The organism is Leptospira ellinghausenii, from assembly GCF_003114815.1.
Taxonomy (GTDB): domain Bacteria; phylum Spirochaetota; class Leptospiria; order Leptospirales; family Leptospiraceae; genus Leptospira_A; species Leptospira_A ellinghausenii.
Genome location: NZ_BFAZ01000010.1, coordinates 31556 through 57871, shown reverse-complemented (window position 1 = coordinate 57871; position 26316 = coordinate 31556). Strand labels below are relative to the sequence as shown.

The following is a 26316-nucleotide window of genomic DNA, read 5'->3' as shown; positions in this document are numbered from 1 at the left end:
AAATGGGGTTAAAATGGATAGGAAAACTTCTATAACTGATGGAGGGACAAAATCAAACGATTCTCTCTAGTCGAGAGAATCTACATCCATTCCAGTTGTGGGGTATGCCGAAAGGGAATCCATTCGGTAACCACCTGCACGGTTACGGCTTTTTGCCATTTGTTCCGCGTATTCTACTGTGAATCTTGTCCACGGGATGGCTTTGAGTCTGGCAAGGGGGATTTTTTTCTTTGTCCCTTCACAGATACCATAGGTTCCGTTTTCAATTTTCTCTAAAGCGAGTTCGATCTCACGTAGAGTCTCAATTTCGTTTTCTGTCAAAACAGAAGTGAGGGCTTCTGAGTTGAGTTCGGATGCGATGTCTGCAATATCTCCCATTTCTTTTAGGCCAGAAGGAGAACTTGTATCTTCCCACTGGTTGAGTTTGATGAGAAGAGATTCTTTTTTCTCTTGGAGGAGCTCACGCACCTCTTCGATGAACTTCTTGTCGACTCCCTTCTCGGCGGAGGATTTTGCAGCTGGTTTAGGCATCTTATTCCTTAGACTTTGGATTCCTTGTGATCCGTGTGTGCTTTGCAAAATTTGCAATATTTTTTTGTCACAAGTTTTTCCGACTTTGTCTTCTTGTTTTTAGTCTGGAAGTAATTTGACCGCCCAGGTATCGCACATGGGACACAGGTTAGTTTTATGATTTCTCTCATAATTTATGCCATGACGTACCGACCCCATATATAGTCAATCGACAATAGCGGGTTTTTTCAATTCCTTCCGAAAATAGCTAGCAAAGAGACTTCCAAGTAAAGAATGCGTGAGACTCGAAAGAGCACTAGGAATTGCTGTGTTTGGATCGATAAAATGGGTCTTGGCAAGGACTGCTCCAAGCCCTGAATTTTGCATCCCCACTTCAATGGAAATGGTTTGGGAAATTTTGGGATCCCGAGTTAGGATCCAAGCAAAGAATCCCCCGAGTCCAAAGCCACCTAAATGCAAACAAATCACTGCTAAAAAGATTCTGTAGTCTGACGTGATGATGGTCTCTTTCCCACTGGCAATGATGGAAGCAACAATCATCGCGATGAGGAGTACAGAAAGTACGGGAAAAATACCTTTAGTTTTCTCTGTTGATTTTGGGAAAAAAGATTTGAGAAAAAGTCCGAGTCCAACAGGTACTAGGATCACTTGGAAGGTGGTGAGAACGAGTCCCAAACGGTCAATTTCCAAACGACTGCCAATGAAAAAGGCAACTAACATGGGAGTGAACACGATACCAAGAATCGTCGAAACAGAAGTCAAAGTAACACTGAGTGGAACATTGGCCTTTGCAAGAAAGGTAATGACATTGGATGCTGTGCCACCAGGGCAACAGGAAACAAGTATGAGTCCGACTGCATATGCTTCAGGTAAGTGAAACCAAAACCCAAGAAAATAACCTAACAAAGGCATGATGGTATACTGTAAGATCGTCCCGATGAGAATTGGTTTGGGTTGTCTGAAGATCCGAAGAAAATCATCCACTTCTAATGAAAGTCCCATCCCAAGCATAATGAGGCCTAAACTATAAGTGATCCAAGGCCCCTTAAACCAAGAAATTTTCTCTGGTTCCAAAAACCCTATCCCTGCAATCCCCAGTAAAACAAGGGGGAATGCATTTACGATTTGTTTTGAGAGATTCGTTAACACAAGTCCTTACAACTTTTCCAAATAAGATTGTAAATGGGTTTTCACACGGTTTACATGTTCTTCTTCAATGCCAATATGAGGAGCCATTCGTAGTCGACCCAGGCGAACCGCCGTGATGATTCCATTTTGTTTGAGATGAGCCTGGATGGCTTCTGGTTGGAATTTTTTAGGGTCTTTGTGGTTTGTAATGGCTAAAATTCCTGTTTTAACGTCGGGGAAAGCATCTGATTCCAGTGTAAAACCTAACCCATGTAACATGTCTTTTAACATCCCTGCTACTTCATAAATCCTTTCCTGGACTCGTGAGAACCCAAGAGTGGACAACATTTTGAGGGAAGCAAAAAAATAAATCCAATCATTAAAATTGATGGTACTTTGTTCAAATTGTTCGGCAGCTGGTTTCCATTCGTCTCGATATGGAAAATAATTGGAATCGTTGACAACACTTGCTTGTCCTTTGAAAACCAATTGGAATCCTTTGGATTCTTCTTTTGAAATGTAAATCACACCTAATCCCAAAGGACCAAGTAACCATTTCCAAGCTGCGAAGGCACAAAATGCCACTTTGATTTTGGAAAAATCGAGCGGGATATGGCCAACAGCTTGGCTTCCATCTATGACAAGTTTGGTTCCAAAACTTTCACATAATTTGGATACAACTTCCATATCAAACACTACACCCGTACACCAATGAACAGGTGATATACTAAGGATAAAAACATCCTTTTTTTCTAGTTCTAGTTTTAAGTTTTCTAAAAATTCATTGGGAGTGTTTCCCACTTTGACAAAACCTAATGTTACACCTTTGTTTTGCCAATGTTCCCATGGATACACATTACTTGGGTATTCATTCTCCAAAACCAAAATCCGTTTTCCTTTTGGAATTTGGATACTATGAGAATAAAAATTCATCCCCTCACTGGTGTTATGTACAATGCCAATCTCTGTTGGATCACAGTGTAAAATTTCTGAGAGATACCCGCGAATTTCTTTTTTGATAGTGGGTTCCGAAAAATTGGGAGTAAAGATTCCAAATTTTGCATATTCCTCTAAATACACATTCATCATTTGAATGGCATAACTTGAAATAGGAGTGGTACCACAATAGTTCAACCACACAGATTCTTTTTGAACAGGAAAATACTCGGAAATGCCTTTCCAGTTGGAAAATTTTGGGAAGGGAGGGAAAACAGATGGAGATTCAGACATGTAAAAATAGAAATATCTGAAGCGACAGAAGAGAAAAGTAAAAAAAAATGGGACCGTGCAATCTTCTCGGATTTACCTCTCTCGTTCCGCTTTTAGCCATAACATCGCTCTTTTTCGCAAACTCATTGGTTCCAAAACAAAATTCACAGCCATTATAAAATCCAATGCATATGGACATGGGTTACTTGCTACCGCATCCATTGCCCTCGACGCAGGTGCTGATTATTTGGGTGTCAATTCCTTGGAAGAAGCGGTTTCCATTCGGCGTGTCTTTGCGAAAGCGACCATCCTTATTATGGGAAGTATCCCCAATTTACAGGAAAGAAAAGTAGAACTAGCGGATGAAAACTTTTGGGTGATGGTTTCTAGGGTTGAAGAAATTGAGATTTTGGCCAAACTTTCTCCCGTCCCGAAAATCCATTTAAAGGTAGATACTGGAATGAGCCGTTTGGGTATTCCCTTTCAAAATGCGGAAGTCCTCGCCAAAGAAATTTCAGAAAAAAAACTACCCCTTTCAGGGATTGCTACCCATTTTGCGAGTACGGAAGATTTTACTGAACATAGTTATTCCATGTTACAACTGGGAAGGTTCCAAGATACAATCGATACATTCGCTAAACACGGGTTTATCGACCTCATTTGCCACTGCGCCTCTTCTGCATCAGCGATGTTATTTTCAGAAGCGCGAATGGACTTAGTGCGAGTTGGAATTTCTCTTTATGGACTTTGGCCCAGTCTCGAAACAAAACTTTCACTTTCTCTCATGAAAAAAGATGTGGGGATGTTAAAACCGGCTCTCAGTTGGAAAACACAAATCCAACACATCCAAAACCTTAATCCAGGAACCTTTGTTGGGTATGGATCCACTTTCAAAACCACTCATGAAACAAGGCTTGCTGTTGTGCCTGTTGGGTACTATGAAGGTCTGGACAGAAAATTGTCTAACCATGGTTATATGCTGATTCGCGGTGAACGAGCTAAAATTTTAGGTAGAATTTGTATGAATATGAGTATGCTTGACATCACTCATATTCCAGAAGCGAAAATTGGAGACGACGTTGTGATTTTAGGTAAGTCAGGAAATGAAGTGATCTCTGCTGATGACCATGCCACATGGACTGGAACCATCAACTATGAAGTAGTCACAAAAATTTTGGGATCCTTCCCTCGTATCATTGAAGACTAGAGGACCATATGTCAGAAAGACAAACATATAATTGGAAAAACCACAGGCTAACATACGTTCGGCACAAATCCCTGAATCCAAAATCCAAGGAAACCATTGTCCTCGTTGGAGGATGGTGTTCTGCTGCAGGGTATTGGGGTCTCAACATTCCATTTTTTCGAACTTTGGGAGATGTCATCGAACTTGACTTAGTTGGTCATTATCCAGCTGAAATTTTTGACCAAAAAAAGGGCCTTACTCTCCAAGATTTTTTAGAAACACAGGCCCAAGGGATATGGGCATCTGCCGGGGAAAAAGACATCACCCTCGTTGGACACTCCACAGGTGGAATGGCAGTCCTTGCCATTGCGTCCCTTTTCCCACAACGCATCAAACAAGTGATCGCAATCGCCCCTTATGTACATGGCCCAGTCCCTGGGATCTTAAAAATCGGAGTGATGGGGTTACGTGCTAATTTAGGTACTTTTTTTGACCTCGGATTTAAAATTGGGAAATCATTACCCAAAGCCTTACAAATTGGTTTTTCGTATGGAGTGTATGATTCGAGTGCGTTCCATGCAAGAGAAGACATCAAACAATTCTTAAAAGAATACAACCCACAATTTGAATGTTTGAACCCAAGGCAAATCCTCATGATCCTAGAGATGCTCGACCGCACAGACATTCGACCCATCGTGTTTGGAAACCAAGTACCAACTCTCATCATGCGTGGGGAAGAAGATCCCATCATTCCAGGAAAGGATGTGATGGAATTAGAAAGAACCACACCTCATGTAAAGGCTGTATTGTTTTCGGAATGTGGACACTTTGTACACATGGAAAAACAAAAAGCAGCTGAGAAAGTGATGAAGGACTTTCTTTTGATGAAAAAATCTTCTACGACAAAGAAGTCCTTTTTCTAAATTCCAAACCTTCGGTGGTGCAAACTCGGTAAAGTAGAACGGATCTCAGACAATCGATCCATTTCGATCTCGGCGATGGCAAACCCTTCTTCGAAATCGAGCTCCGCTAAAATCTCTCCCCATGGAGAGATGATGAGTGAGTGGCCAAAGGTCTTTCGTTTGCCATGAGGATCATGTGTTCCTGTCTGGCCAGGTGCCAGAACATACATTAAATTTTCAATGGCCCTTGCCCGAAGGAGAACATGCCAATGGGCTTCTCCTGTTGGCACCGTAAATGCAGCTGGTAAAAAACACAAATCAACACCTTGTTTGGATAAGGCACGGAAAAGTTCGGGGAACCTTAGGTCGTAACAAATGGCAGAGGAGATATTTCCGTATTCGGTGTGGATCACTTCAGGGACTTTTTCTCCCGCTTCGGTGTGATTGGATTCTTTGTATGGGAATCCATCTCCCACAACTGCATCAAACAAATGGGCTTTGTGGTAACGGAACACTTCCTCACCTTTGGGATTTACAATGACCGCCGTGTTGAACACTTTTCCTGTAGGTGCTTTTGTGGGGAATCCTCCTCCCAAAAGATAAATCCCAAGGTCCATCGCGGTTTCTTTTAAAAAGGAAAAGGTTTCTTCCTCAATTTGGCCAAGTAGGTTTTGTTTTTCGGATTCACTTCCCATAAAGGAAAAATTTTCAGGAAGGCCCACTACTTTGGCACCGGCCTTAGCCGCACCTTCCACAAGTTGCCTACACTTGGTTAGGTTATTTGAGACTCTTGCTGTACTTGTGACTTGCACAACGGCGGCTTTAAAATTCATTATCATAAATGAGGACTTTTATGAACCACCAATCAGAAAAAATCAATCATATCTTAGAAGCACTTCCTTATTTAATCAAATATTCTGGAAAAACCATCGTCATCAAGTATGGTGGGGCTGCTATGGTGGAGGAAGAATTGAAAGCTTCCTTTGCAGAAGACATTGTTTTACTCAAATACTTAGGCATCAATCCAGTGGTGGTTCACGGTGGTGGCCCTGAAATCAACTCTCTTATCAAATCTTTAAATCTCAACACACAATTCATCCGAGGCCATCGTGTGACAGATGAGGCCACGATGGAAGTGGTGGAGATGGTTCTCACGGGAAAAGTAAACAAACAAATTGTTTCCCTCATCCAAGAAAAAGGTGGAAAACCAGTTGGTCTTTCGGGAAAGGATGGTGGCCTTGCCCTTGCAGAAAAATATCTGATGGAAGTCGAAGGGGAAGATGGGAAAACCCAAAAAGTAGACCTCGGTCTTGTTGGTGAGATCACATCTGTTGACCCGAATATCATCCTCACCTTACAACGTGAAGGTTTTATTCCGATCATATCCCCAGTTGCCATGTCAAAAGAAGGCCAAACTCTCAATATCAATGCCGACACTATGGCAGGAGCAATTGCACAAGCACTCCATGCAGACAAACTCATTTTACTCACAGACACACCTGGAATCTTGATTGATGGCCAATTGGTAACAGGACTCAAAAAAGTCGACATTCATACTTACATAAAAACTGGACAGATCTCTGGTGGCATGATACCAAAAGTAGAGTGTTGTTTGGGTGCAATTGATTCTGGAGTCAAACGAGCCCACATCATCGATGGTCGAGTGCCTCATTCCGTCTTAATTGAAATTTTGACTAACCAAGGGATAGGAAGTTTGATCGAACAAGGATAGATTTGGATGCCTACGAAACTTTTAACATTAAGTCTGATTTCAGATATAACGAGTCGAATCAATTCACAAGAAGATCTAAACACCCTTCTCAGTGAAATTATGGGGATCACTCGTGATGTGTTACAGACGGAAGGTTCCTCCCTACTCCTCTACGATAAAGAAAATGACCAACTTGTGTTTAATACAACAAGTGGTTTAAAAGAAGAATCTCTTGCTCACCTAACAGTTCCTAGGGGCAAGGGAATTGCAGGTATGGTGCTTGAAACACTGAAACCAGAAATCGTAAACGATGCAGCAAACGACCCGAGAATCTTCAAAGCGATTGACCAAAAAGTTGGGTATGTCACTCGTAATTTAATTTGTGTGCCAATGGTCGCACAAGGTGAAGTACAAGGTGTACTTGAAGCCGTGAACTCCCTAGACAACCGTGACTTCACCCAAACCGATATCAAAATCCTACGTTACCTTTCTAACTTAGCAGCCATTGCTGTCAAAAACCGTCTTCTCATTGATAACTTAAATCTAAGAGCTAACGAACTCAATTGCCTCTTCCAAATTTCACAAGCACTTGCCAATATCCAAAGTTCAGATGAATTTATGGACCTTGCCGTCAAAACGATCTCCGAAGTTTTACAAGTAGACAGAGTTTGCCTCAACTTTGAAAAGATTGAAAAACGAGGATTACCACGATCCAAATCCAAAGGGTTTTCCGACCAAATCCAAGACGAGGATGTGGTAGGACTTCTCTTCAATGATAAATCAGATTGGATGTTCAAAGGGTATAAGGTCATTACAGCCAACTCACCACAAGGCATGCAACTCACTCATAAGGGACTCTTCCAACACAGTATGATCTTATTTCCCATTCTAAAAAACAAAGAATGGTTAGGTTCTCTTGTTGTTTCGGACAAAACATCTCGGACCCGTTTTGATGAAATGGACATTCGAATCCTTCGTACTCTGACAAACCAAGTCGGTGAAGCATACACCGCATTACAAGTGAAGATCCAAAGTGAACGTTTGAAAAACATAGATCGTGACATGCAAGTCGCAGCCATGATCCAAAAACACTCACTTCCTATCATTCCCAAACAATACTCACTCCTCGAATTTGATACCTACTACCAAGCATCTCGTGAAATTGGTGGAGACTTTTATGATATGGTGGTACATGGAAAAGACGAAGTGTCTGTCATCATTGCCGATGTGTCTGGGAAAGGAACTCCTGCAGCACTGTTTATGGAATTTTCGAAAACAGTATTACAACAGGAAGTTTCCAAAACCACTTCGACAAGTGAAGCTCTCTTCAATGCCAACCAAATCCTACAAGATAAATCTGGTTTCCTAATGTTTGTCACAGCGATGCTTGTACGGATCAATATGACAAAAAAAGAATTAACCTATTCCTCTGCTGGTCATAATTTACAAATCATCTATCGCAAAAAACACCATAAGATCCAACACTTATCAGGCAAAGGCCAACCGATGGGCATTGGCAAATGTGAATTTTCGGAACATACGGTTAGTTATTTGCCAGGTGATTTACTTGTGCTGTATACCGATGGTGTGACAGAAGCTATGAATCTAAAAGAAGAACTCTTTTCAGAAGAAAGACTTGAGTCTGTGATTCTATCTCATATTAACGATCCACCAGAAGTGATCAGGCAAGCAATCTTGCAAAAAGTAAGTGAATTTGTGGGAGAAGCGGAACCACATGATGACCTTTCTCTCTTTATCATCCGTCTAAACTAAAGATAAAGGAGATTTTATGAGACGCATTCTATATGCAATGGCAGTGTTTCTCCGAATGGACAAACTGCACAAAGCGATGTTAGATGCTGTAATTGAAACACGAGTTAAAAACGCACTCCAAACATCTGACAAATTACGCAAAGAACAAGACAGATTGCGAGAAAAAGAATTTCGCAAACAAATGGAAGATCTTCAAAACAATCACAATAGTAGTTTTGAAAATTATAAATTGGAGACGGAAAATTTAATCCGAATCTTCAAAAACCAAATTCTTGTAGAAAAAAAAGAAGTATTAAAAGAACGCGAAGTGGTCAAGGAAATGCAAAGGCAAGCCATGATCCGCGAAAACAGATTCCAACATTACATCTTACGATTCAAAGAAATCCTATTTGTAAATAAAAAGGTAGTGGAATCGATCCAAAGTTTAGTCAAAGTTGAATCAAACATCGAAGACCTGTTATACGAAATTGACAATTATGATGAAAGTAAGTTCATCAAAAAACCAGAAATGATTTTGGACACGGAGTTTCTAAACGAACTCCATAAAAAAGAAGAAGAAATCAGAGACAATATCCTTAAGTTCCAAAAAAAAGTAGAGAATAGCTGATCTTAACCGATCAGCTACTCGCCTTCATCGTATTTGGTTGGCCAGTGGAGGCAAGGAGTGCTCGCCACAAGGTACTCCGTTCTGGTCGTAACACCTTTCGTTCTGCAATGGCAAGTGAGATTGGCATCACAGTGAATACATTATTCCAAATTCCTACCACACAACCAGTGCGGCCAGCAAACGCCGCATGTACCGCGTTTTGTGCTAAAAACCCACAGAAAACCGAATCTTCTGCATTGGCAGGAACAGAACGAATGATATAACTTGGATCGATGTACTTTAGATTGAGTGCCACACCTTCTTTTTTGAAATACTCTGTGATTTTCTCTTTCATAAACACACCAACATCAGCGAGTTTTTTGTTACCAGATTGGTCTTTTTCACCTTTGTCTTCAAAGTACTTTTGTCCCGCTCCTTCAGCGATGATGACAACAGCATGCCCCCTTCTTTGTACTCGATCTTTTAAGACTGGTAAAAATGCACCTTCTCCTTCTAAATCAAAATCTTGTTCTGGGATCAGGACAAAGTTCACATTTTTGGAAGCCAATGCTGAGTTCACAGCGATGAAACCAGAGTGACGACCCATCAGTTTCACAAGACCAATTCCATTTGGTGCTCCTTTTGCTTCTTCATGTGCACAGTTGACTGCTTCCACCGCCTTACTAAACGCAGTCGAAAACCCAAACGTTTTTTGAACATAATTGATATCGTTGTCAATGGTTTTCGGAATTCCTACAATGGCGATGTCTTCTTTTCGTTTTCTCACTTCTTCTTGGATGGCCTGGGCACCTCGAAGAGTTCCATCTCCACCAATACAAAACAACATCTTCACTCCATATAAGAATAAAGTATCCACCATCTCTTCTATCTTTTGGTTCCCCCGAGATGATCCAAGGATGGATCCACCAAAATTCATGATGTGGGCTACCTTATCAGGCGTGAGTTCAATCGGCCTGTGACCAAACTTTTTCACAAGACCTTCATACCCAAATGGAAATCCAAGGATTCTTGGAACTTTGTAACGATAGTGTAATTCCATCACAAGAGCACGGATCACATCATTGATACCTGGGCAAAGTCCACCACAGGTCACGATACCTGCCGTCACTTCTTCTGGTTTAAAGTAGATTTTTTCTTTTGGGCCTGCTTGTTCAAAAAATACAGGGCTTGTCTCAACTGTTTTTTTGGCATCTTCTGCTCCAGAAAAGATGGTTTGAAACAGGACAACGGAATTGTCTTCTGTCCAATAATCATAACCCGCTGGGTTTGGGATGGTGCAAGGTCCAAATTGTTCTACTTTCGTATCGTTTTGATTCATCGGTCTCACTTATAACAAAAAAAGACAGAGAAGAAAGCAAATTTCATTGCCAAACAAAGGAAAATCAGGCAGAAATGCTTTTAGATGGTAAAAAAGATACTTCTCATCTCCTTTCTCGTCTTTATGACGAGCCTTACCATTTTAGCACAAGGACTTCCCTTTTTTTCTAGTTATTCCTTTACTGATCCTCGTTCGTCCCTTTTCCAAGTTGGCAATTCACATAACGGAAATTTGGCGATACTTATTCCCTTTCGTTTCCCAAAAGAACTCGAATTGGGATCTAATACTGATTTTTCCAAATCCAATGACCCAATGGCAGGGATTCAAATTTTTTCACCCGTGATCCCTTTTACTACCTCAAACCCCTACCGAAATCCTGAAGGGAATTTTGATGTAAGACCAGAACGTTCCAATGCAGCACTTTTATCATACCAACCGAATGTAACCTATGTGTATTACCGAAATGGATTCACACTTGATTTAGGACTAAGCATTGGTATGTCACTCAACCAAGGATCCAATGGGTATGTGGATGTGGCAGAATCAAAAGTGCGAATCAAATACCGCCTCAACAGGAATCTATTTTCCTTTATTAAAAATTCACGTTGGGAATTGTTTTTACAACTTTCTGAATTACATAGGTTTGAATCTTCAGATTACACCAATCGTTTTAACACTTCCATCCGTGCCCAAGAACCTTCGCGCACAAACTTCGTAGGAAGACAAGTGTATGTTACACCAGGGATCAGTATTTCCAATAGTAATATTACGTTTGAAGGTATGGTGCGAGTTCCCATCAATGCAAGAGAAGCAGGTCGCACACTCGACGAACTATGGGCACCAGAGATCCAAGGAAACTTAGGACTCAAATACTACATGCCGGTCACTCCTAGTCGTTCCAACCAGTAAAGGGAACAAGTTTCTAATCCACCTTTCAAATTTCTAACGTAACAACGTCGTTTCCTTCAATCAATAGGGGCGCCTCGTATCCGTTAGATGATTGATACACAATTCTATAACGACCGCGCTTTTCGCTCCAATTTTTCCAACGTTGAGAGATTTTCAGAATCCTACCTGAATGGAAAAGATTTCCGCTACAATCGCTGGCGCAGGCAACTTTGAGTCAAAAATTCTGAATATAGAATTGTACGAAAAAAGATACGGTTCATGGATCTAATAACTTGGGGATGACCCGAGACAATTCAATGTGCAACAGATGGCTCTATAATACAAGTGGGACAACTCCTTCACAATTTTCCATGTCAGTTGGGAGCAAGTTGATATGTTTCATTATTACCAACTTCATCAATAAGTTCATCCAAGACTTTCACTAATTTCTTGTATTGTTTATAAGTGTGCGGAACAGAGAGAATATCTTTAATATCATGACAAACATTCTTAACTTTTTCAAATTCTTGAATCATAAATTCTCCAAAAGTATTTATAATAATTTTATACCAGCTTTTCAGGGAAGATTCAGAATTTGGATGTTTATTAATAAAATCATCAAGTTTCCTTCAGCTAATAATATGCACTTAGTACAGGGATATCTCAAAATGTGATATATCAAATTCTATTTTATTATTTAAGGAAAGTTTTCTTGCGATTTCGCATAACCGATCTAGATTAAACGATTTAGCTGGCCCTGAGTCCAGGTAACGGGACGTTAGGGACTGGCATGTAGCTTGCGTAAGCAAGGCGAATGCCATGAGGACAATTTGCCGGAGGCCGAGCAATGGCTTGTCCCGAAACGAAGCGTTCCGCTTCTGTTATGCGAAGCAGTCTTTTATAGTATTGTCTAAATGGACGATTATATTAGTAGGGAGACTATATGTAGGTATAATTATACCTTCGAACTCGGATAACATAAGGAAATAATAACTTTCCAATTTTACGTAATATTTAAAAGAATTCCACTTAAATTCGGAAGTAAATAGTTCATTAGACCTAATAATTCTATCGTGATTGAATGAAATGGTAAAATTACCTATTCTTGTTGAAGTGAAATTAGATTTTTTGAAAATAAATTTATTTAGAATATTTGTAAAAATTGAAAATATAACCAACGAGGTACTTAAAATGTAAAACTTTATGTTTAAGAAGAAAATATTAATATCATAAATTAATTCATATAATCCCAGGAATAATATACCTATTATTATAATTTGAATTATGTATAATGGAATTTTGATATAGTAAGGAATCAAATTATGAATATAATTATTGAAAATACTAATATCATCTCGATTTATACTGTATTCAAAATTGGAAGAATTATTTTCCTTCATTTGTTTTCTTTATGTGATTTTTGTTTTCAAAAATGCTAATCTCATTTCTTTTGATTATTTTATTTCTTAGATAAAATAAAATTAGTGAACTTGCTATAGAAACACTAAATAATACAAGAGTAAAGGAATTATCGTTTAATCCATTTTTAATCAAATATTTTCCTAATGGGATTGAAATTCCTAGAGCTACGGATGCTATTATTAAATAAGTTTTTTCCTTCATTTTATCCTCAATTTATTTTTTTGATAATTTAAGACTGTTTCGCATAACACAGCTTTTAATTGATATACATATTACCATTTTTTGACGTACAATCATCAGAAATCAGATAACTGCTGGGAATTTACGGGATTTACTCTTTTCGTTTATCACCCCAACTCTAGCATGTTATCAGCCGCCGCCCAACCTAAACAAAGACAACTTCAATTGTCTCAATCAAATATCCGACGCAAATACTCCTCGAGATTGATACGGATTGGCATAAGATACGCATTCATTCCATTCTCCGAACAATATGTAATTACATCCTTTGCAAATTTCACATTCCATTCCAAACTCGGTCGGAACTCTCTTGGGAAATAGGCCCGATTCCTAGATTCCCAATAACTTTGTGATTTATCAGTGACCACGGGACTTACACCGATATACACTTCCATCCCTTTCAGTTTTTCTGTGAATATATCAACCAGTCTCATATCAAAAAAAGGTTGGGTCAAAAATCCATCTGCACCTGCGTCCTTTTTCATCTCAATGTAATCAAACTCATCTTTGATCCCAACACGGTACTGGTCGACAGCTGCATACACTTTCAAGTGTTGTATTTCTTTTTTTAGTTTTTTGATGAGTTTGATGGAAGTAGTTGGGTAAACTTGTTTTGACATATCGGTCGGTGGATCACCTTTGATCACAACAACTGAGGGAACTTGGGATTGTTGTAAAGTTTTTACTAAAGGTTCACAATTGTCTAAGTCAAAATCAATTGCGCGAATATGAGGGATTACATTCGGAAAGATTGGTCGAACCACGGAGGCCACGTCCCAACTTCTATTTTCAAAACGTAATAAATCTGGGATATTAATGCCTGTGATTTGATTAAAATTGTTTTTAACAAAACTTACTTCCTGCAAAACAACAGATACATCACGTGGAACTACTTCTAATAGAATTTGATTCATTTAGTATCCTGATGATTGATTTCTAATTTGCATTGGCTCGTCCTATTCAATTTTACATTGTAAATAAGAATCCAACTTGTTTCCACGTTATCTCTTCATTGAAATTTTCATTGATCCCATTGTTCCCGACGGAATATCCTCTTAATTCACGTGAAATCATATAATCGGGAAAATAATTAGGTTTTCCTATGGTTATAATTTCTTTTCAAACTGCTTCCATAATCTCTTTACCTCTACGATTTCTCAACAAACCGTTTCCAAGACAAATCCACATCCATTTTAGAAATCATTTCTTTTTTACGCGAGATGCGAAACTCTTGTTTGCCCCAAACAATCAAGGTTTCTTCTGTTGGACAACTCACTTCCCCACAACTTACTTCTAAGATTTCCAATTCCGAATCTTTGGGAATGGTTGTATAGGTAGAAAGCCACTCGGCAAGTTTCGGATGGAAAGGAAAACCTGAGGAAAGTTTCCCTTTTGTTACAGATTTCCAGCCATGCTCGTGGGAAGGTTTCAAAACTGTCATAGTGGTCTCCATTTCAGCTCATCCATCACAAATGAATGTTAGAATATAACAATCATTTGTTTGAAGTCTTATCCTTTAGACTTCCTGGATGGGTCATAGTTTAGGATAGGAGACAACCAACGTTCCACTTCCGATTTTTCCATTTCTTTCATTTTAGCGTATGGTTCTACTTGGTCTTCGTTGATTTTTCCAATGGCAAAATATCGCGCTTCAGGGTGTGAAAAATAATACCCACTCACACTGCTGGCAGGCCACATCGCACAAGATTCAGTGAGTTTGATGCCTGCATTTTTTTCGACATCCAAAAGTTCCCAAATTTTGCGTTTTTCCGTATGGTCTGGACAAGCTGGATAACCAGGTGCAGGTCGAATCCCTCGATACTTTTCACGGATCAAATCTTCTGTGGTTAGATTTTCCTCTTTTCCAAAACCCCATTCTTCCCGCATTTTATGGTGCATGTATTCAGCAAAAGCTTCTGCAAAACGATCCGCAAGTGCTTTGACCAAAATAGAATTGTAGTCATCATGTTTGACTTCATAGGTTTTTGCTAATTCTTCAATGCCGTGACCTGCTGTGACTGCAAAATAACCAATATAATCGTTTTTGTTCTTTTCTTTTGGAGCGATAAAATCCGCCAAACTATAATTAGGTTGGTTTGACATTTTTGTTGTTTGTTGGCGTAACATTGGGTAAAATCCCAATGATTTTTGTTTGGTTTCGTCTTCAAAAATTTCAACCATCTCACCGTGTGAGACAGCTGGGAACATACCAACAACAGCTCTTGGTTTGAGGTCTGGATTTTCCAACATTTCTTTTAAGATAGTTTGTGCATCATTGTACAAAGAAGTGGCTTCTTTCCCAATCACTGGATCCTTCAGAATTTGTGGGAAACGCCCTTTTAATTCCCAAGCTAAAAAGAAAGGAGACCAGTCAATGAACGGTAGTAAGTCTTTCAAAGAGACATCATTAAAAACTTTTATGCCCGTAAAACTTGGTTTTGGTGGAGTATAAGAATCCCAATCCGCTGCAAATTTGTTTTTGATTGCATCAGCAATCGGAAGGATATTTCGCTCACTTTCTCGAGAATAAAACTCTTCTCGGATACGCGCTTGTTCTTCCGAGATGGATTTTGCATAGTCTTTTGAAGTTAAAGGATTTAAGACACTGTTCATAACATTCACGACCCGAGACGCATCCATCACATGTAAAACAGGTTGTGAGTATTGTTCGGCAATTTTTACAGCAGTATGAGCAGGAGAAGTAGTAGCACCTCCAATGAGAAGAGGAACCTTAAATTCTAATCGTTCCATCTCTTTTGCCACGTAAACCATTTCATCGAGAGATGGAGTGATAAGACCAGAAAGCCCAATGGCTGCTACGTTTTCTTTTTTGGCAGTTTCCAAAATTTTTTCACAAGGCACCATAACACCAAGGTCTATCACCTCGTAATTGTTACACGCTAAGACCACACCCACAATATTTTTACCTATATCGTGAACATCACCTTTTACAGTAGCGATGAGGAATTTTGCTTGTTTACTTTCGTCTTTTTGGTTTCGTTTTTCCTCTTCCATAAATGGCATGAGGTATGCGACAGCCTTTTTCATTACCCGTGCACTTTTTACCACTTGTGGTAAAAACATTTTACCGGCACCAAAGAGTTCCCCAACAACTTTCATCCCGTTCATGAGAGGTCCTTCGATGACATCAAGAGGTTTCGCTAAACTTTTCCTTGCTTCTTCTGTATCTTGGGTTACAAATTCATCGATCCCTTTCACAAGGGCATGTGTAAGCCTTTCTTCAACCGTTCCACTGCGCCAAACATCATCCTTCTTTTGGACTTTTGCTTCACCATGGAAACTACCAGCAGCATCGATCAAACGTTCTGTGGCATCTGGTCTTCGATTGAGTAACACATCTTCAACTAATTCAAGTAAGTCTTTCGGGATTTGTTCATAAACTTCTAACATTCCTGCATTGACAATTGCCATATCCATTCCTGCTTGGATGGCATGGTACAAAAAGGCGGAATGCATCGCTTCCCTGACAGGGTTATTCCCACGGAAAGAAAAGGAAATATTACTAAGTCCACCAGATACCTTCGCACCTGGGCAAACTTTTTTAATCTCACGAGTCGCTTCGATAAAATCGACAGCATAATTATTGTGTTCCTCTATTCCCGTTGCGACTGTAAGGATGTTTGGATCAAAGATAATGTCAGTTGGTTCAAAGTCCAATTTCGAAACTAGTAAGTCATAAGCACGTTTACAAATTCTGACTTTGTCATCTTTAGTTGCCGCCTGCCCTTGTTCGTCGAAGGCCATTACAATCGCTGCTGCTCCAAATCTTTGGATGGTGCGGGCATGGTTTAAAAATACTTCTTCCCCTTCTTTTAGGGAGATGGAGTTTACGATTGGTTTTCCTTGGATGCACTTAAGTCCCGCAAGTAACACCGACCATTTCGAGGAATCGACCATAAAAGGAACACGGGCAATGTCCGGTTCCCCTGCTATTAAATTCAAAAACTTTGTCATGGAAGCTTCCCCATCGAGAAGCGCCTCATCAAAGTTAATGTCTATGATATTGGCACCAGCTTGTACCTGTTGTAAGGCAACCTGCACAGCTTCTTCAAAATTTCCATCTAAGATGAGTTTTTTGAATTTCGGAGATCCTGTGACGTTGTTTCTTTCTCCAACGTTGATGAATCCTTGGTCTTTTGTGAGTTTGAGTGGTTCAAGGCCCGCAAAGGCACTGAGTTTTGGTTGTTCTTTTAAAGCTCTAGGTTTGATCGAACTAACCGCTTCTTTTGCAGCCCGGATGTGGGCAGGTGTGGTTCCGCAACACCCACCGACTATATTTAAGAAACCCGCTTCTGCAAAATTTTTCATCCAACCACCAAACTCTTCTGGTGTTTGGTCATAACCACCAAACGCATTGGGAAGGCCTGCATTTGGATAACAAGATACATAACAATCGGCAACACGAGATATTTCTTCAATATAGGGACGCATCTCCCCTGCACCGAGCGCACAGTTAATGCCGACAGCAAGTGGTTTTGCATGTTTGATGGAAATGTAAAAGGCTTCACCCGTTTGACCAGAAAGGGTTCGGCCAGATGCATCTGTAATCGTAACCGATAAAACAACAGGAATACGAATGTTTCGTTCTTCAAATACCTTTTCAATGGCATAAATACATGCTTTGAGATTTAAAGTATCGATATTGGTTTCTGGTAACAATAAATCCACACCACCATCGAGTAATGCTGAAACCTGTTCATAGAAACAATCCACTAATTCATCAAAGGTGACAGCGCGAAATGCTGGATTATTTACATCAGGAGAGAGAGATGCTGTTTTGACAGTGGGTCCAATCGAACCGGCAATGAAAACATCTGTTTTCCCAGTTTTTGCTTTGAATTTTTCAACTGCACTTTTTGCACACTGAACGGCTGCTAGGTTTAAGTCCCTTACGGCAGATTCCATTTTGTAGTCTGCTTGCGAGACAATGTTGGAACTAAAGGTATTGGTTTCGATAATATCCGCACCAGCTTCCAAATACTCTAAATGGACAGATTCGATTATATCTGGTCTTGTGATCGCAAGAACATCATTATTCCCCTTAATCGAAACAGGCCAATCCTTAAACCTGTCACCTCGGAAATCGTCCTCCTCAAGTGAGTGCCTTTGGATCATGGTTCCCATGGCACCATCTAAAACTAAGATTTTTTCCGTGAGTAACTTTAAGAGGGTTTTGGAAGAAGGATTGGTATATTCAAATTTCATAATATTTATGTATATAATTAGATCAGTAGATTAAAATAAAAGTGGGTGATTACTTTCGGAATCCACCCACAAGGTTAATTATTTACTCGGGTCGGAACATTTGGCACCCTTTAGAGGTGGTTTTGTTGTTACGATTACCGGGAATTTATTTGCTTCTTTTGCGTTCACTTCAATTGACGGTTTGTGTTTTTCTGGAACATCATAGTCCGGAAAAATCGCATCAATCGGGCACTCGTATTGGCATGCATTACAATCAATACAAGTATCTGGATCGATGTACAAAGTGTCCGGAGCTTCGTGAAAAGCTTCCACTGGACAAACCGCAGCACAACTCGTGTATTTACAATCAACGCAAATTTCAGTTACAACATACGCCATGAGAAACTCCCAAAGCCCTTTTCGGATTCACCAAAAAGGGCAATATTTTTAGTAGCGGTAGTGGTCCGGTTTGTAAGGACCTTCTAGTGGAACACTGATGTAATCAGCTTGTTTTTGAGTTAGTTTTGTCAAACGAACACCCAACTGCTCCAAATGAAGTGCAGCTACCTTTTCATCCAAGTGTTTTGGAAGGCGATACACACCCAACTCATATTTCGTAGTATAGAGTTCAATTTGAGCCAAAACTTGGTTCGTAAAGGAACTAGACATTACAAATGATGGGTGGCCTGTTGCACAACCTAAGTTCACAAGACGGCCTTCCGCAAGAACGATAATTGATTTACCATTTGGGAAAGTGTATTTGTCCACTTGGGGTTTGATTTCTTTTTTAATAACACCTTTTTCAGAATTCAAACGTGACATTTGAATCTCAGTATCAAAGTGACCAATGTTACAAAGGATTGCACCATCTTTCATCGCTTTCATGTGTTCAAGAGAAATGATATCATCGTTTCCTGTTGCTGTTACAACGATGTCTGCGTTTTCAATCACATCTTCGACTCGAAGTACTTGGTATCCTTCCATCACTGCTTGGAGTGCGCAAATTGGATCGATTTCAGTAACGATCACACGTGCTCCAAAGTTTCGAAGGGATGCAGCAGAACCTTTTCCTACATCTCCGTATCCGCAAACGAGAGCTACTTTTCCAGCAAGCATAACGTCAGTCGCACGTTTGATTCCATCAGCAAGTGATTCACGGCAACCATAAAGGTTATCAAACTTTGATTTTGTAACAGAGTCGTTTACATTGATTGCAGGGATTTTCAAAGTTCCTGCTTTTAATTTTTTATGAAGTGCAATTACACCTGTAGTTGTTTCTTCAGAAACACCTTTGATATCTGCAAGTAGTTGTGGGTATTTTTCATGGATGAAATGTGTAAGGTCATGACCATCATCTAGAATCATGTTTGGACCTTTGCCACCATCAAAAAATAGTGTTTGTTCAATACACCACCAGTATTCTTCTTCTGTTTCACCTTTCCATGCAAATACAGGGATTCCTGCTTTTGCGATAGCGGCTGCAGCATGGTCTTGTGTTGAAAAAATGTTACAAGAGGACCAACGAATGTCAGCACCTAATGCAGCCAAGGTTTCAATAAGAACCGCTGTTTGGATTGTCATGTGAAGAGATCCGCAAATTCTTGCACCTTTGAGTGGTTTAGAAGTTCCGAATTCTTTACGAAGAGCCATAAGACCTGGCATTTCTTTTTCTGCCAAAATGATTTCTTCTCTTCCCCATTCTGCAAGAGAGATATCCTTCACTTTATATGGCAATCGTTCCGATTTTGTTTCAGTTGCTGTGGACATTGTGTTTCCTTATTCCTTTGTTGCTTTGATTGTTAAAATTTTAAAACTTGATTCTGTTTGGATTTCTCCAATGGATTCGACTTTGAAACCTGCATTTGATAACCATGATTCAAATAATTCTGGTTCAAACCCAAGCCATAAATCTGCAAAATTATCTCTCATGTATTCTGAATTGTGTTTCTCTAAATCGACAATACACAATACTCCACCAGGTTTTAATACACGAACAATCTCTTCTAAAACTGTAGGTGGATGAGAAATATGATGCATAACCATAGACGCTACTACCGCATCGCAGGAGTTAGATGAAAGTGGCAAATGTTCCATAGGTGTTTGGATGAGACTCACACTTGGATTTTTTGCAAAATGAATGGATGCTTTTTCAATCATACGGGAAGAGTTATCAACTCCCGTAACATGTTTTGCTTTATTGAGCAAAAAAGGGATAAGACTCCCAGGCCCACATCCCAAGTCTACAATGTTTTCGCAAAGGGGTAACTCTTGTAAAATCCAGGAACGATAGAGTTTTGGGTGTAAGGTTTCTTCTTGTAATTTTTCCCAACTCTCTGCAACTCCATCAAAAAATGATTTCGATTTTTTCTCACGTGCTTCTAAAATTTGATGAACCATTTTTTGGTCCTTTTCTCTGGAAGGCAGTTCTTCTTTATAAGATAACAATAATTTGGTGAGCTCTAAAGGGAATTTAAATCCAAATCCCTCTTCATCTGGTAAAAAACTGTAAACCAAACTGCCTTCACGTCTCGAACCGATAAGCCCTGCTTCTGTTAGGATTTTTAAATGGCGGGAGATCCGTGATTGACCCATACCCAAAATTTCCACCACTTCATTCACTGAAAATGCCCCAAAACTTAAGATATGGAGGATCCGAATCCTGGTTTCATCAGAAATGGCCTTGGTGGCTGCTAGGATTTGTGAAGCACTGCGGATGGATTGAAGGGTTTCCGTTGCCATTACCAAGATATCTACATATCAAGAAATCTTGATATGTAGATTCTGAGCAACCAAAAAAAACAATGTTCCTAAAAATAGGAACATCTGACAGCTGGGATCTACGAGATTTTAAAGAAATTGATCTTTCTTTTTAGGGTTTCCGCTAAGTTTGCGATCCCATTGGCAGTCGCAGTCATTTCTTCAAGGCCTGCAGCAGTCCCTTGGGTGAGGTCATTGATGCTAAAAATAGCTTGGGCAACCTCTCCAATCGCATTTTTTTGCTCTTCCATGGAGAGCCGGATGGCTTGGCTGATTTGGTTCACCTTGTCCACCTCTTCCCCTACCTTGTGGTTGATGATGAGCTGTTCCTTGGTACTTTTTTCAATGGTGTCCGTCATTTCATCAAACGAACTCACACCTTGGATGATCCTTTGGATGAGAGAAATTGTGGTTTCAATTGTATCTCGACCACTTTCAATTTCCTTCTCGTTTGCTTGGATGAGTTCGCCAATGTCATTGATTGAAATGGCAGTTTTTTCGGCGAGTTTCCCAATTTCATCTGCCACCACGGCAAACCCACGACCATAAACTCCCGCCCTTGCTGCTTCAATAGCGGCGTTTAACGCGAGTAAGTTGATTTGTTCCGAGATATTATTGATGATTTCAATCACACTTCCAATTTCTTCCGAACTATTACTGATTTTTGAAATGGAATTCCGCATTGAATCAAGTGATGATTGCCCTAATTTTGCTTCCTCTGAAATTTGATTCACATCCTGTGATGCCTTTCCAACCTGTTTGCCTGTCGCTTCGATGAGACTTGAAAGTTCCGCCATTTTTGCTTTTAAAAAATCAACTTTGCGGAATTGGTCTTCTGCTTGGGCATCTACATTCTGAACTGCAGCAGAAATTTCTTCAATAGAAGCAGAGATTTCTTCAGCAGATGCAGCTTGAGTTTGTGCATTCGATGACAACATATTCAGTGAAGCTGACATTTGTTCTGCGGAAGAAGCCAAATCTTCAGAGAATGCTTGGTTGGAGCCAACTACTTCTATAATTTGTTTAAGTGTTGCATTCAGTCCTCGAGAAAGGCGAGCAAATTCATCAGAAGATTCCAACTTTACTTTGGTTCGCAAGTCTCCCACTTCTACATTTTGTAAAACCTTTCCGATTGTTTTCATTGGATGAAACCTTGCAGAAAACAACATATAAATCGAAAGTGCAATAATAATGGAACCAATCAAACTAATGACCGTTAAACCTCGTAAAGATGACAAACTTTCAACTTCAATTTCTTTAAGATCTATGGTAGAAAAAAACTGAATTCCATACTTTGTGCTGACTTTTCTTCGGAGTAAGAATGTTGAACCTTCCCAAGGGTTACGAAATGAATCCGTTTCACCAGCATTCAGGGCAAGCTTTTCAAATTCAGAACCTTTGAAACTATTCATTAAGTATTTTGGATTTGGATGGTAAACCATCGTGGACTCTCGGTCGAGTAAAAACGAATAACCTGTGGTACCAATTTTCACATTTTTTAGGAAGGATTCCATTGCCTTCCCTACGAGAAATGGCATTCCAACAAATCCCACCACTGTCCCATTTGCATTTTTCACAGGGGTTGTGATCATGATCACAATCTGACCGTTAAATGGTGATTTAACAGCAACCCCAACATGTGACTTACCTTCTTTGGAGGCTTTGATGTTTTCGGAAATTTCGGGATTGGCCACAAGTTTGTAACCAACACTTCCTCCGCCAGGTAGTCCTGAAGCAACAATTGGAGACCCTTCATCAAAGGTTGCAATAAACGCATTTTCAAGGAGTAACTGCGTATCACCGTAAGCTTTTTCCAAAGCAGGTACTGCTAATTTATAATTACGTGTTTCTAGCGCCTGTTTGACGGAAGGCAAAGAAGCGACATCCTTTAATGTATTTTCGACTGCTTCAAAATAAACATTAATCCCTGCTTCATTACTTTGGTTAAAATTGTACAATTGGTTTGAAAATGCTTTTTCCAATGCCTTTGCATTTACATTAAATGAATAAATCAAAAGAAAAATGGAGAGTACCATTACCATAAAAGAAAACATCACGGGCACTGTATTTTTTAAATTACGATAATAAGGAGTGATCCGATCATTGAGTTCTGATTGGAAGATATCATCATCGAGTACAATGTGAGATGCTTTCTCTAAAAATACAAACGAAATGATGATATTGAGAAGTGCAGTCAGAATCAAACTACAAATGATATAAAATCCATCCGATTTACTTGTTTCGGGTAAATATAATACCGGAACGAGAACTATCGGAATTGCCAATGCCCATTGGGAGGCACCAACAGTTGCTCCAATCACTGGCATTCTGGCAATGGTATCCCATACTTTTGTATACGTTTCTGGGTTTTTCTCCGACTGGGACTCAAGTTCGAGTAAACCCTCTTTAATGGACTTTAATTTTTTCGGGAAGATCAAACTGGGAAGCAGTAACGTGATGAGAGCTGCAATTACCGTTGCACCTAAAAAGGTCTTAATCTGAGTGGAACTTAAATCGACATAAAATAAGATGAGAGCAATCCCTATGGGAACCACTACTCCCAAGGAAAATACTTGGGAGGCCATGATGAAGGAACGTGTGTAACGTTTATACAAATTCATTGAAACTTAGACCTTGGCATATGGTAAATTTGATACCAAGTACGGCAAGGTTTTATGGTTTTCCCCGAAGTTTTCTAAAAAGAGAGTTTGAGTCCTAAATTTGCCGAGTAGAGGTCTTTGCCACCATACAATCCCTCGGCAATGACTTTTAGCATGAACAAGTCCAATTCCAAACCAACAATCCCATAGCCAATCCCACGTTTCGAATTGGATTCTCCGCTGGCACGAAAACCAAGAGTGGCATTTGGATTTTGGGCAAGGAGTTGTTGGTCAAGGACTGTCTGGTATTCTCTAGGAAGTTCCAATGGTAAATCTTGGTTGGCTGAAATGATGAAAGGACCTCGACGAGAGAGGGAGGCAGAGTTATGACCAGAATTCCAACTGTAACCACCACCAACGATTAAATTTGCCACCCAAAAGAGTCCAATCCCTGTTCGTAAGTCCACATTGGTTGTTTGGACCTTTGTATTAAAAAGGAAATTAGTGTCACCACCCCATTTCCCTTTTACACCTTGGAATTCAATTTGAGCCGCTTTCCCTTCTAAATAACTGAGACTCATGTTTTGTTCCATCACATGATGGCCCACTCCCACATTGATCCCATTCCAAGTGATGAGGTTCATTAAAAATCCTTCTTTTTCTACCAATTGGTAACGAAGCATTCCACCATACGAGCGTACGGCGATTCTTCCCTCATAATTTTTGTTATTCGATGCGGCTTGGAGTTGGTCTTGTGTCACCGCTACATTCATTCCATGCAAAAAAATTCCAAATCGACGAAGAAAACTACCATCATCAGTTCCAAGTAACCATCCAGGATTAATATCCAAATGAAAGGAAGGGATGACAGCTCCACCGACATTCGGAAGTTTTGGGTATTTGATTAAATCATCTTGGATTTGGATATCGTCTTTTTTATAACCAGCGGCAGATGCACTCACACCAATTTGGATACGGCGGACCGTACCTGTTCCAATGTTACTTGCTCCTACATTGGCCAAAAATCCTGCTTCTAAATTTGTTTTTAATACTTCGTCGAGATAACCTTTCTCGAATTTTTTAAGTGTAGCATTTCCTGTTTCTGTGAGTTGTGAAGGTAAAAAACTACAAGCTGATCCTTCGCAGGTAAATTGGGCAGATAGTTCCGTTTGTGCAAACAAGGTGACCAAAACTGTGGAAAGGAAAACGATTCTAAATTTCATATAGATCCTTTATTCTCTACTCTGAATCAACAATTGGAAAGTAATTTTCTCTCTCAAACTGAGACTTCTTTTGGTTTTTTTCCCGTACTAATCCAAAAAACACCTGTAAGAACAAACAAGGTTCCAATACTATGTAGGATGGTGATTGGCTCATCCAATAACCAATACGCTAAAAATAAAGTCGACATTGGTCCAATTGAACCAACAATTGCTGCTGTTTTACTGCCCACTCGTTTGATCCCTTCTGATACTAAAACAGCCGGAACAACGGTGTTCACAGTTCCCATAAAAAAGGCCAATAAATAAAATGAGATTGGTTGGATGAGTTCTTTATAACTTCCAAAAATCAAAAAATGAAGGAACACTACGATGGAAGAAATGATAAGTGCCCATGCTGTAAATCTTTTTGCACCTAACCTAGGTATGATGGATCCACTCCCCATGAGATAAATCGCATAGGTTAACGCAGAAAGTAAGATAAAAAAGGCACCTAAACTGACATCCTTAGGTGATCCCAATTGTACATCTTGTCCAAATGCCAATGATACACCTGTATAGGTAAGAATGAGTGAAAAAATTTCCCTTACGTGAATTTTCTTTTTTAAAAACAAAAAAGATAAAATGACAACGAGAGTTGGATAAATGAATAAAATGATTCGTTCAAGACCAGCGCTGATGAATTTGAGTCCTATAAAGTCAAACAAACTGGCAAGATAGTAACCGACTACTCCCATAAGAATTACATTCCAATAGTCTTTTTTTGTTAAGGAAGGTTTATCAGTTTCTTTCTCTGCGGACCATGCCATCCACAAAAGAAATGGGAAGGCAAATAACATCCGAAAAAATAATGATCCAATAGCAGAAATTTCATAACGATAAGTCAATTTAACAACCACCGCTTTGGCACTAAAAAGTAACGCTCCAGTTAAAACAAACGCCACCCCTTTCCATTCTACATTTGTATTTTCTTTCACAAATCCATCCTGAAAATGTGTGAAAATCCCGATAGTTTAAATGAATGATCCGGTATTTGGTTTTTATGATTTTTCTTTTGGGAAGTGTTTCCATTCTTTCCGATCAAAATGAGGAATTATCCAAACCATTGTTACGTGTATTCCCAACGTTTCGCCCAGAAGAATGTGAAGATTGGGCCATAATGCCTTTTGTTTGCAAACGATGTTTGTGGGAAGGGAAACGTTACGCACAACAAATTCGTTTTTTTGAAGATGGTCCATATCGGACTCACGGTTGTTATACGGAGAAGAAAGGATTTGAAGTTTTAGAAGAAAAATAAGAAACCGGGAATCGAAACTCCCGGTAATGGTAGCGAATTATTTTTTTACACAGCCCATAATGCCAGCGATTCCTGGAGCATTTTTTAAGCAGTTTGGATCAAATTTTCCTTCCATACATTGGTCGATCATTTTTTGTTTGCCTTGTTGTAAACCTGCAAGAACAGGAGCTGCTGCCGGGTTCTTTTTAGCTTCTTCCTCAATTTGAGTGAAAGTACTTGCAAGCGCAGATTCACACTCTTCTTGGGTATACACTTTGGATTTACAATTCGCCAAAAATAGCCCGAGAGCGAGCGCAAGGATAAGAGATTTTTTCATGAAAAA

The 26316-nt window shown here is 39.7% G+C and carries 25 protein-coding genes and 1 pseudogene; 7 read left to right on the top strand and 19 right to left on the bottom strand.

Annotation, left to right across the window (positions count from 1 at the left end):
• Nucleotides 1–66 precede the first annotated feature (66 nt).
• From DI076_RS17150 to DI076_RS17135, 4 genes are read right to left on the bottom strand one after another with little or no spacing between them, the layout of a single operon-like run.
• A complete protein-coding gene (locus DI076_RS17150) occupies nucleotides 67–531 on the bottom strand; it encodes a TraR/DksA family transcriptional regulator (protein WP_108961089.1) in 465 nt (154 codons plus the stop codon).
• 8 nt (nucleotides 532–539) lie between these two features.
• Nucleotides 540–701, bottom strand: coding sequence for a 50S ribosomal protein L33 (gene rpmG / locus DI076_RS17145; RefSeq protein WP_100715880.1), 162 nt, complete (start codon nucleotides 699–701; stop codon nucleotides 540–542).
• Between the two features lie 34 nt (nucleotides 702–735).
• A complete protein-coding gene (locus DI076_RS17140) occupies nucleotides 736–1680 on the bottom strand; it encodes a bile acid:sodium symporter family protein (RefSeq protein WP_108961088.1) in 945 nt (314 codons plus the stop codon).
• Nucleotides 1681–1686: 6 nt separating this feature from the next.
• Nucleotides 1687–2889, bottom strand: a complete 1203-nt coding sequence (locus DI076_RS17135) for an aminotransferase class V-fold PLP-dependent enzyme (RefSeq protein ID WP_108961087.1) — start codon at nucleotides 2887–2889, stop codon at nucleotides 1687–1689.
• Nucleotides 2890–2944: 55 nt separating this feature from the next.
• On the opposite strand from DI076_RS17135, the gene alr reads away from it, so the two are divergent.
• Both alr and DI076_RS17125 read left to right on the top strand, forming a co-directional pair.
• Complete coding sequence (gene alr / locus DI076_RS17130; protein WP_108961086.1) at nucleotides 2945–4075, top strand: alanine racemase; 1131 nt, start codon at nucleotides 2945–2947, stop codon at nucleotides 4073–4075.
• A gap of 8 nt (nucleotides 4076–4083) precedes the next feature.
• Nucleotides 4084–4977 carry an alpha/beta fold hydrolase gene (locus DI076_RS17125; RefSeq protein ID WP_108961085.1) on the top strand — a complete coding sequence of 298 codons (894 nt, stop codon included), beginning with the start codon at nucleotides 4084–4086 and terminating at the stop codon, nucleotides 4975–4977.
• Here DI076_RS17125 and DI076_RS17120 read toward each other — a convergent pair.
• Entirely contained in the window at nucleotides 4974–5789 is an 816-nt protein-coding gene (locus DI076_RS17120; RefSeq protein ID WP_108961084.1) for a carbon-nitrogen hydrolase family protein, read from the bottom strand. The genes DI076_RS17125 and DI076_RS17120 overlap by 4 nt on opposite strands.
• Before the next feature lie 20 nt (nucleotides 5790–5809).
• On the opposite strand from DI076_RS17120, the gene argB reads away from it, so the two are divergent.
• The 3 genes from argB to DI076_RS17105 are packed head-to-tail and all read left to right on the top strand — an operon-like array spanning nucleotide 5810 to nucleotide 9047.
• On the top strand, nucleotides 5810–6688 hold the full coding sequence (gene argB / locus DI076_RS17115; RefSeq protein WP_108961083.1) for an acetylglutamate kinase: 879 nt from the start codon (nucleotides 5810–5812) through the stop codon (nucleotides 6686–6688).
• Nucleotides 6689–6694: 6 nt separating this feature from the next.
• A complete protein-coding gene (locus DI076_RS17110; RefSeq protein ID WP_108961082.1) occupies nucleotides 6695–8440 on the top strand; it encodes a SpoIIE family protein phosphatase in 1746 nt (581 codons plus the stop codon).
• A gap of 16 nt (nucleotides 8441–8456) precedes the next feature.
• A complete protein-coding gene (locus DI076_RS17105) occupies nucleotides 8457–9047 on the top strand; it encodes a hypothetical protein (protein WP_108961081.1) in 591 nt (196 codons plus the stop codon).
• A gap of 10 nt (nucleotides 9048–9057) precedes the next feature.
• Here the strand turns inward: DI076_RS17105 and DI076_RS17100 are convergent, their stop codons facing one another.
• On the bottom strand, nucleotides 9058–10365 hold the full coding sequence (locus DI076_RS17100) for an ATP-dependent 6-phosphofructokinase (RefSeq protein ID WP_108961080.1): 1308 nt from the start codon (nucleotides 10363–10365) through the stop codon (nucleotides 9058–9060).
• Nucleotides 10366–10449: 84 nt separating this feature from the next.
• Between DI076_RS17100 and DI076_RS17095 the strand changes: the two genes are divergently transcribed.
• Nucleotides 10450–11274 carry a hypothetical protein gene (locus DI076_RS17095; RefSeq protein WP_108961079.1) on the top strand — a complete coding sequence of 275 codons (825 nt, stop codon included), beginning with the start codon at nucleotides 10450–10452 and terminating at the stop codon, nucleotides 11272–11274.
• Nucleotides 11275–11633: 359 nt separating this feature from the next.
• Here DI076_RS17095 and DI076_RS17090 read toward each other — a convergent pair.
• The 12 genes and pseudogenes from DI076_RS17090 to DI076_RS17035 form a co-directional block, all read right to left on the bottom strand.
• Nucleotides 11634–11789: pseudogene (locus DI076_RS17090) on the bottom strand (transcriptional regulator); the annotation flags it as partial.
• A 345-nt stretch (nucleotides 11790–12134) separates the two neighbouring features.
• Nucleotides 12135–12653, bottom strand: coding sequence for a YcxB family protein (locus tag DI076_RS20480; RefSeq protein ID WP_108961078.1), 519 nt, complete (start codon nucleotides 12651–12653; stop codon nucleotides 12135–12137).
• Nucleotides 12640–12876: a hypothetical protein gene (locus DI076_RS17080; RefSeq protein ID WP_108961077.1), complete on the bottom strand. Its 237-nt coding sequence runs from the start codon at nucleotides 12874–12876 to the stop codon at nucleotides 12640–12642. Before DI076_RS17080 ends, DI076_RS20480 begins: the two co-directional genes overlap by 14 nt.
• A 209-nt stretch (nucleotides 12877–13085) precedes the next feature.
• The gene (locus DI076_RS17075) at nucleotides 13086–13829 is read right to left on the bottom strand and encodes a methylenetetrahydrofolate reductase (RefSeq protein ID WP_108961076.1); all 744 of its coding nucleotides are present in this window, start codon (nucleotides 13827–13829) and stop codon (nucleotides 13086–13088) included.
• Between the two features lie 233 nt (nucleotides 13830–14062).
• Nucleotides 14063–14356, bottom strand: a complete 294-nt coding sequence (locus DI076_RS17070; RefSeq protein ID WP_108961075.1) for a hypothetical protein — start codon at nucleotides 14354–14356, stop codon at nucleotides 14063–14065.
• A 68-nt stretch (nucleotides 14357–14424) separates the two neighbouring features.
• Entirely contained in the window at nucleotides 14425–18141 is a 3717-nt protein-coding gene (gene metH / locus DI076_RS17065) for a methionine synthase (protein WP_108961074.1), read from the bottom strand.
• A 78-nt stretch (nucleotides 18142–18219) separates the two neighbouring features.
• The gene (locus DI076_RS17060) at nucleotides 18220–18519 is read right to left on the bottom strand and encodes a ferredoxin family protein (protein WP_002980754.1); all 300 of its coding nucleotides are present in this window, start codon (nucleotides 18517–18519) and stop codon (nucleotides 18220–18222) included.
• 48 nt (nucleotides 18520–18567) lie between these two features.
• A complete protein-coding gene (gene ahcY / locus DI076_RS17055; RefSeq protein ID WP_108961073.1) occupies nucleotides 18568–19887 on the bottom strand; it encodes an adenosylhomocysteinase in 1320 nt (439 codons plus the stop codon).
• Nucleotides 19888–19896: 9 nt separating this feature from the next.
• Nucleotides 19897–20859: an ArsR/SmtB family transcription factor gene (locus DI076_RS17050; RefSeq protein ID WP_108961072.1), complete on the bottom strand. Its 963-nt coding sequence runs from the start codon at nucleotides 20857–20859 to the stop codon at nucleotides 19897–19899.
• Between the two features lie 98 nt (nucleotides 20860–20957).
• Nucleotides 20958–23498, bottom strand: coding sequence for a methyl-accepting chemotaxis protein (locus DI076_RS17045; RefSeq protein ID WP_108961071.1), 2541 nt, complete (start codon nucleotides 23496–23498; stop codon nucleotides 20958–20960).
• Nucleotides 23499–23572: 74 nt separating this feature from the next.
• Nucleotides 23573–24700: an Lsa36 family surface (lipo)protein gene (locus tag DI076_RS17040; RefSeq protein ID WP_108961070.1), complete on the bottom strand. Its 1128-nt coding sequence runs from the start codon at nucleotides 24698–24700 to the stop codon at nucleotides 23573–23575.
• Nucleotides 24701–24753: 53 nt separating this feature from the next.
• Nucleotides 24754–25674: a DMT family transporter gene (locus DI076_RS17035; protein WP_108961069.1), complete on the bottom strand. Its 921-nt coding sequence runs from the start codon at nucleotides 25672–25674 to the stop codon at nucleotides 24754–24756.
• A gap of 65 nt (nucleotides 25675–25739) precedes the next feature.
• Between DI076_RS17035 and DI076_RS17030 the strand changes: the two genes are divergently transcribed.
• On the top strand, nucleotides 25740–25994 hold the full coding sequence (locus DI076_RS17030) for a hypothetical protein (RefSeq protein WP_245918534.1): 255 nt from the start codon (nucleotides 25740–25742) through the stop codon (nucleotides 25992–25994).
• Between the two features lie 37 nt (nucleotides 25995–26031).
• Here the strand turns inward: DI076_RS17030 and DI076_RS17025 are convergent, their stop codons facing one another.
• Nucleotides 26032–26310 carry a TIGR04454 family lipoprotein gene (locus DI076_RS17025; RefSeq protein WP_012476661.1) on the bottom strand — a complete coding sequence of 93 codons (279 nt, stop codon included), beginning with the start codon at nucleotides 26308–26310 and terminating at the stop codon, nucleotides 26032–26034.
• Between the last annotated feature and the right edge of the window lie 6 nt (nucleotides 26311–26316).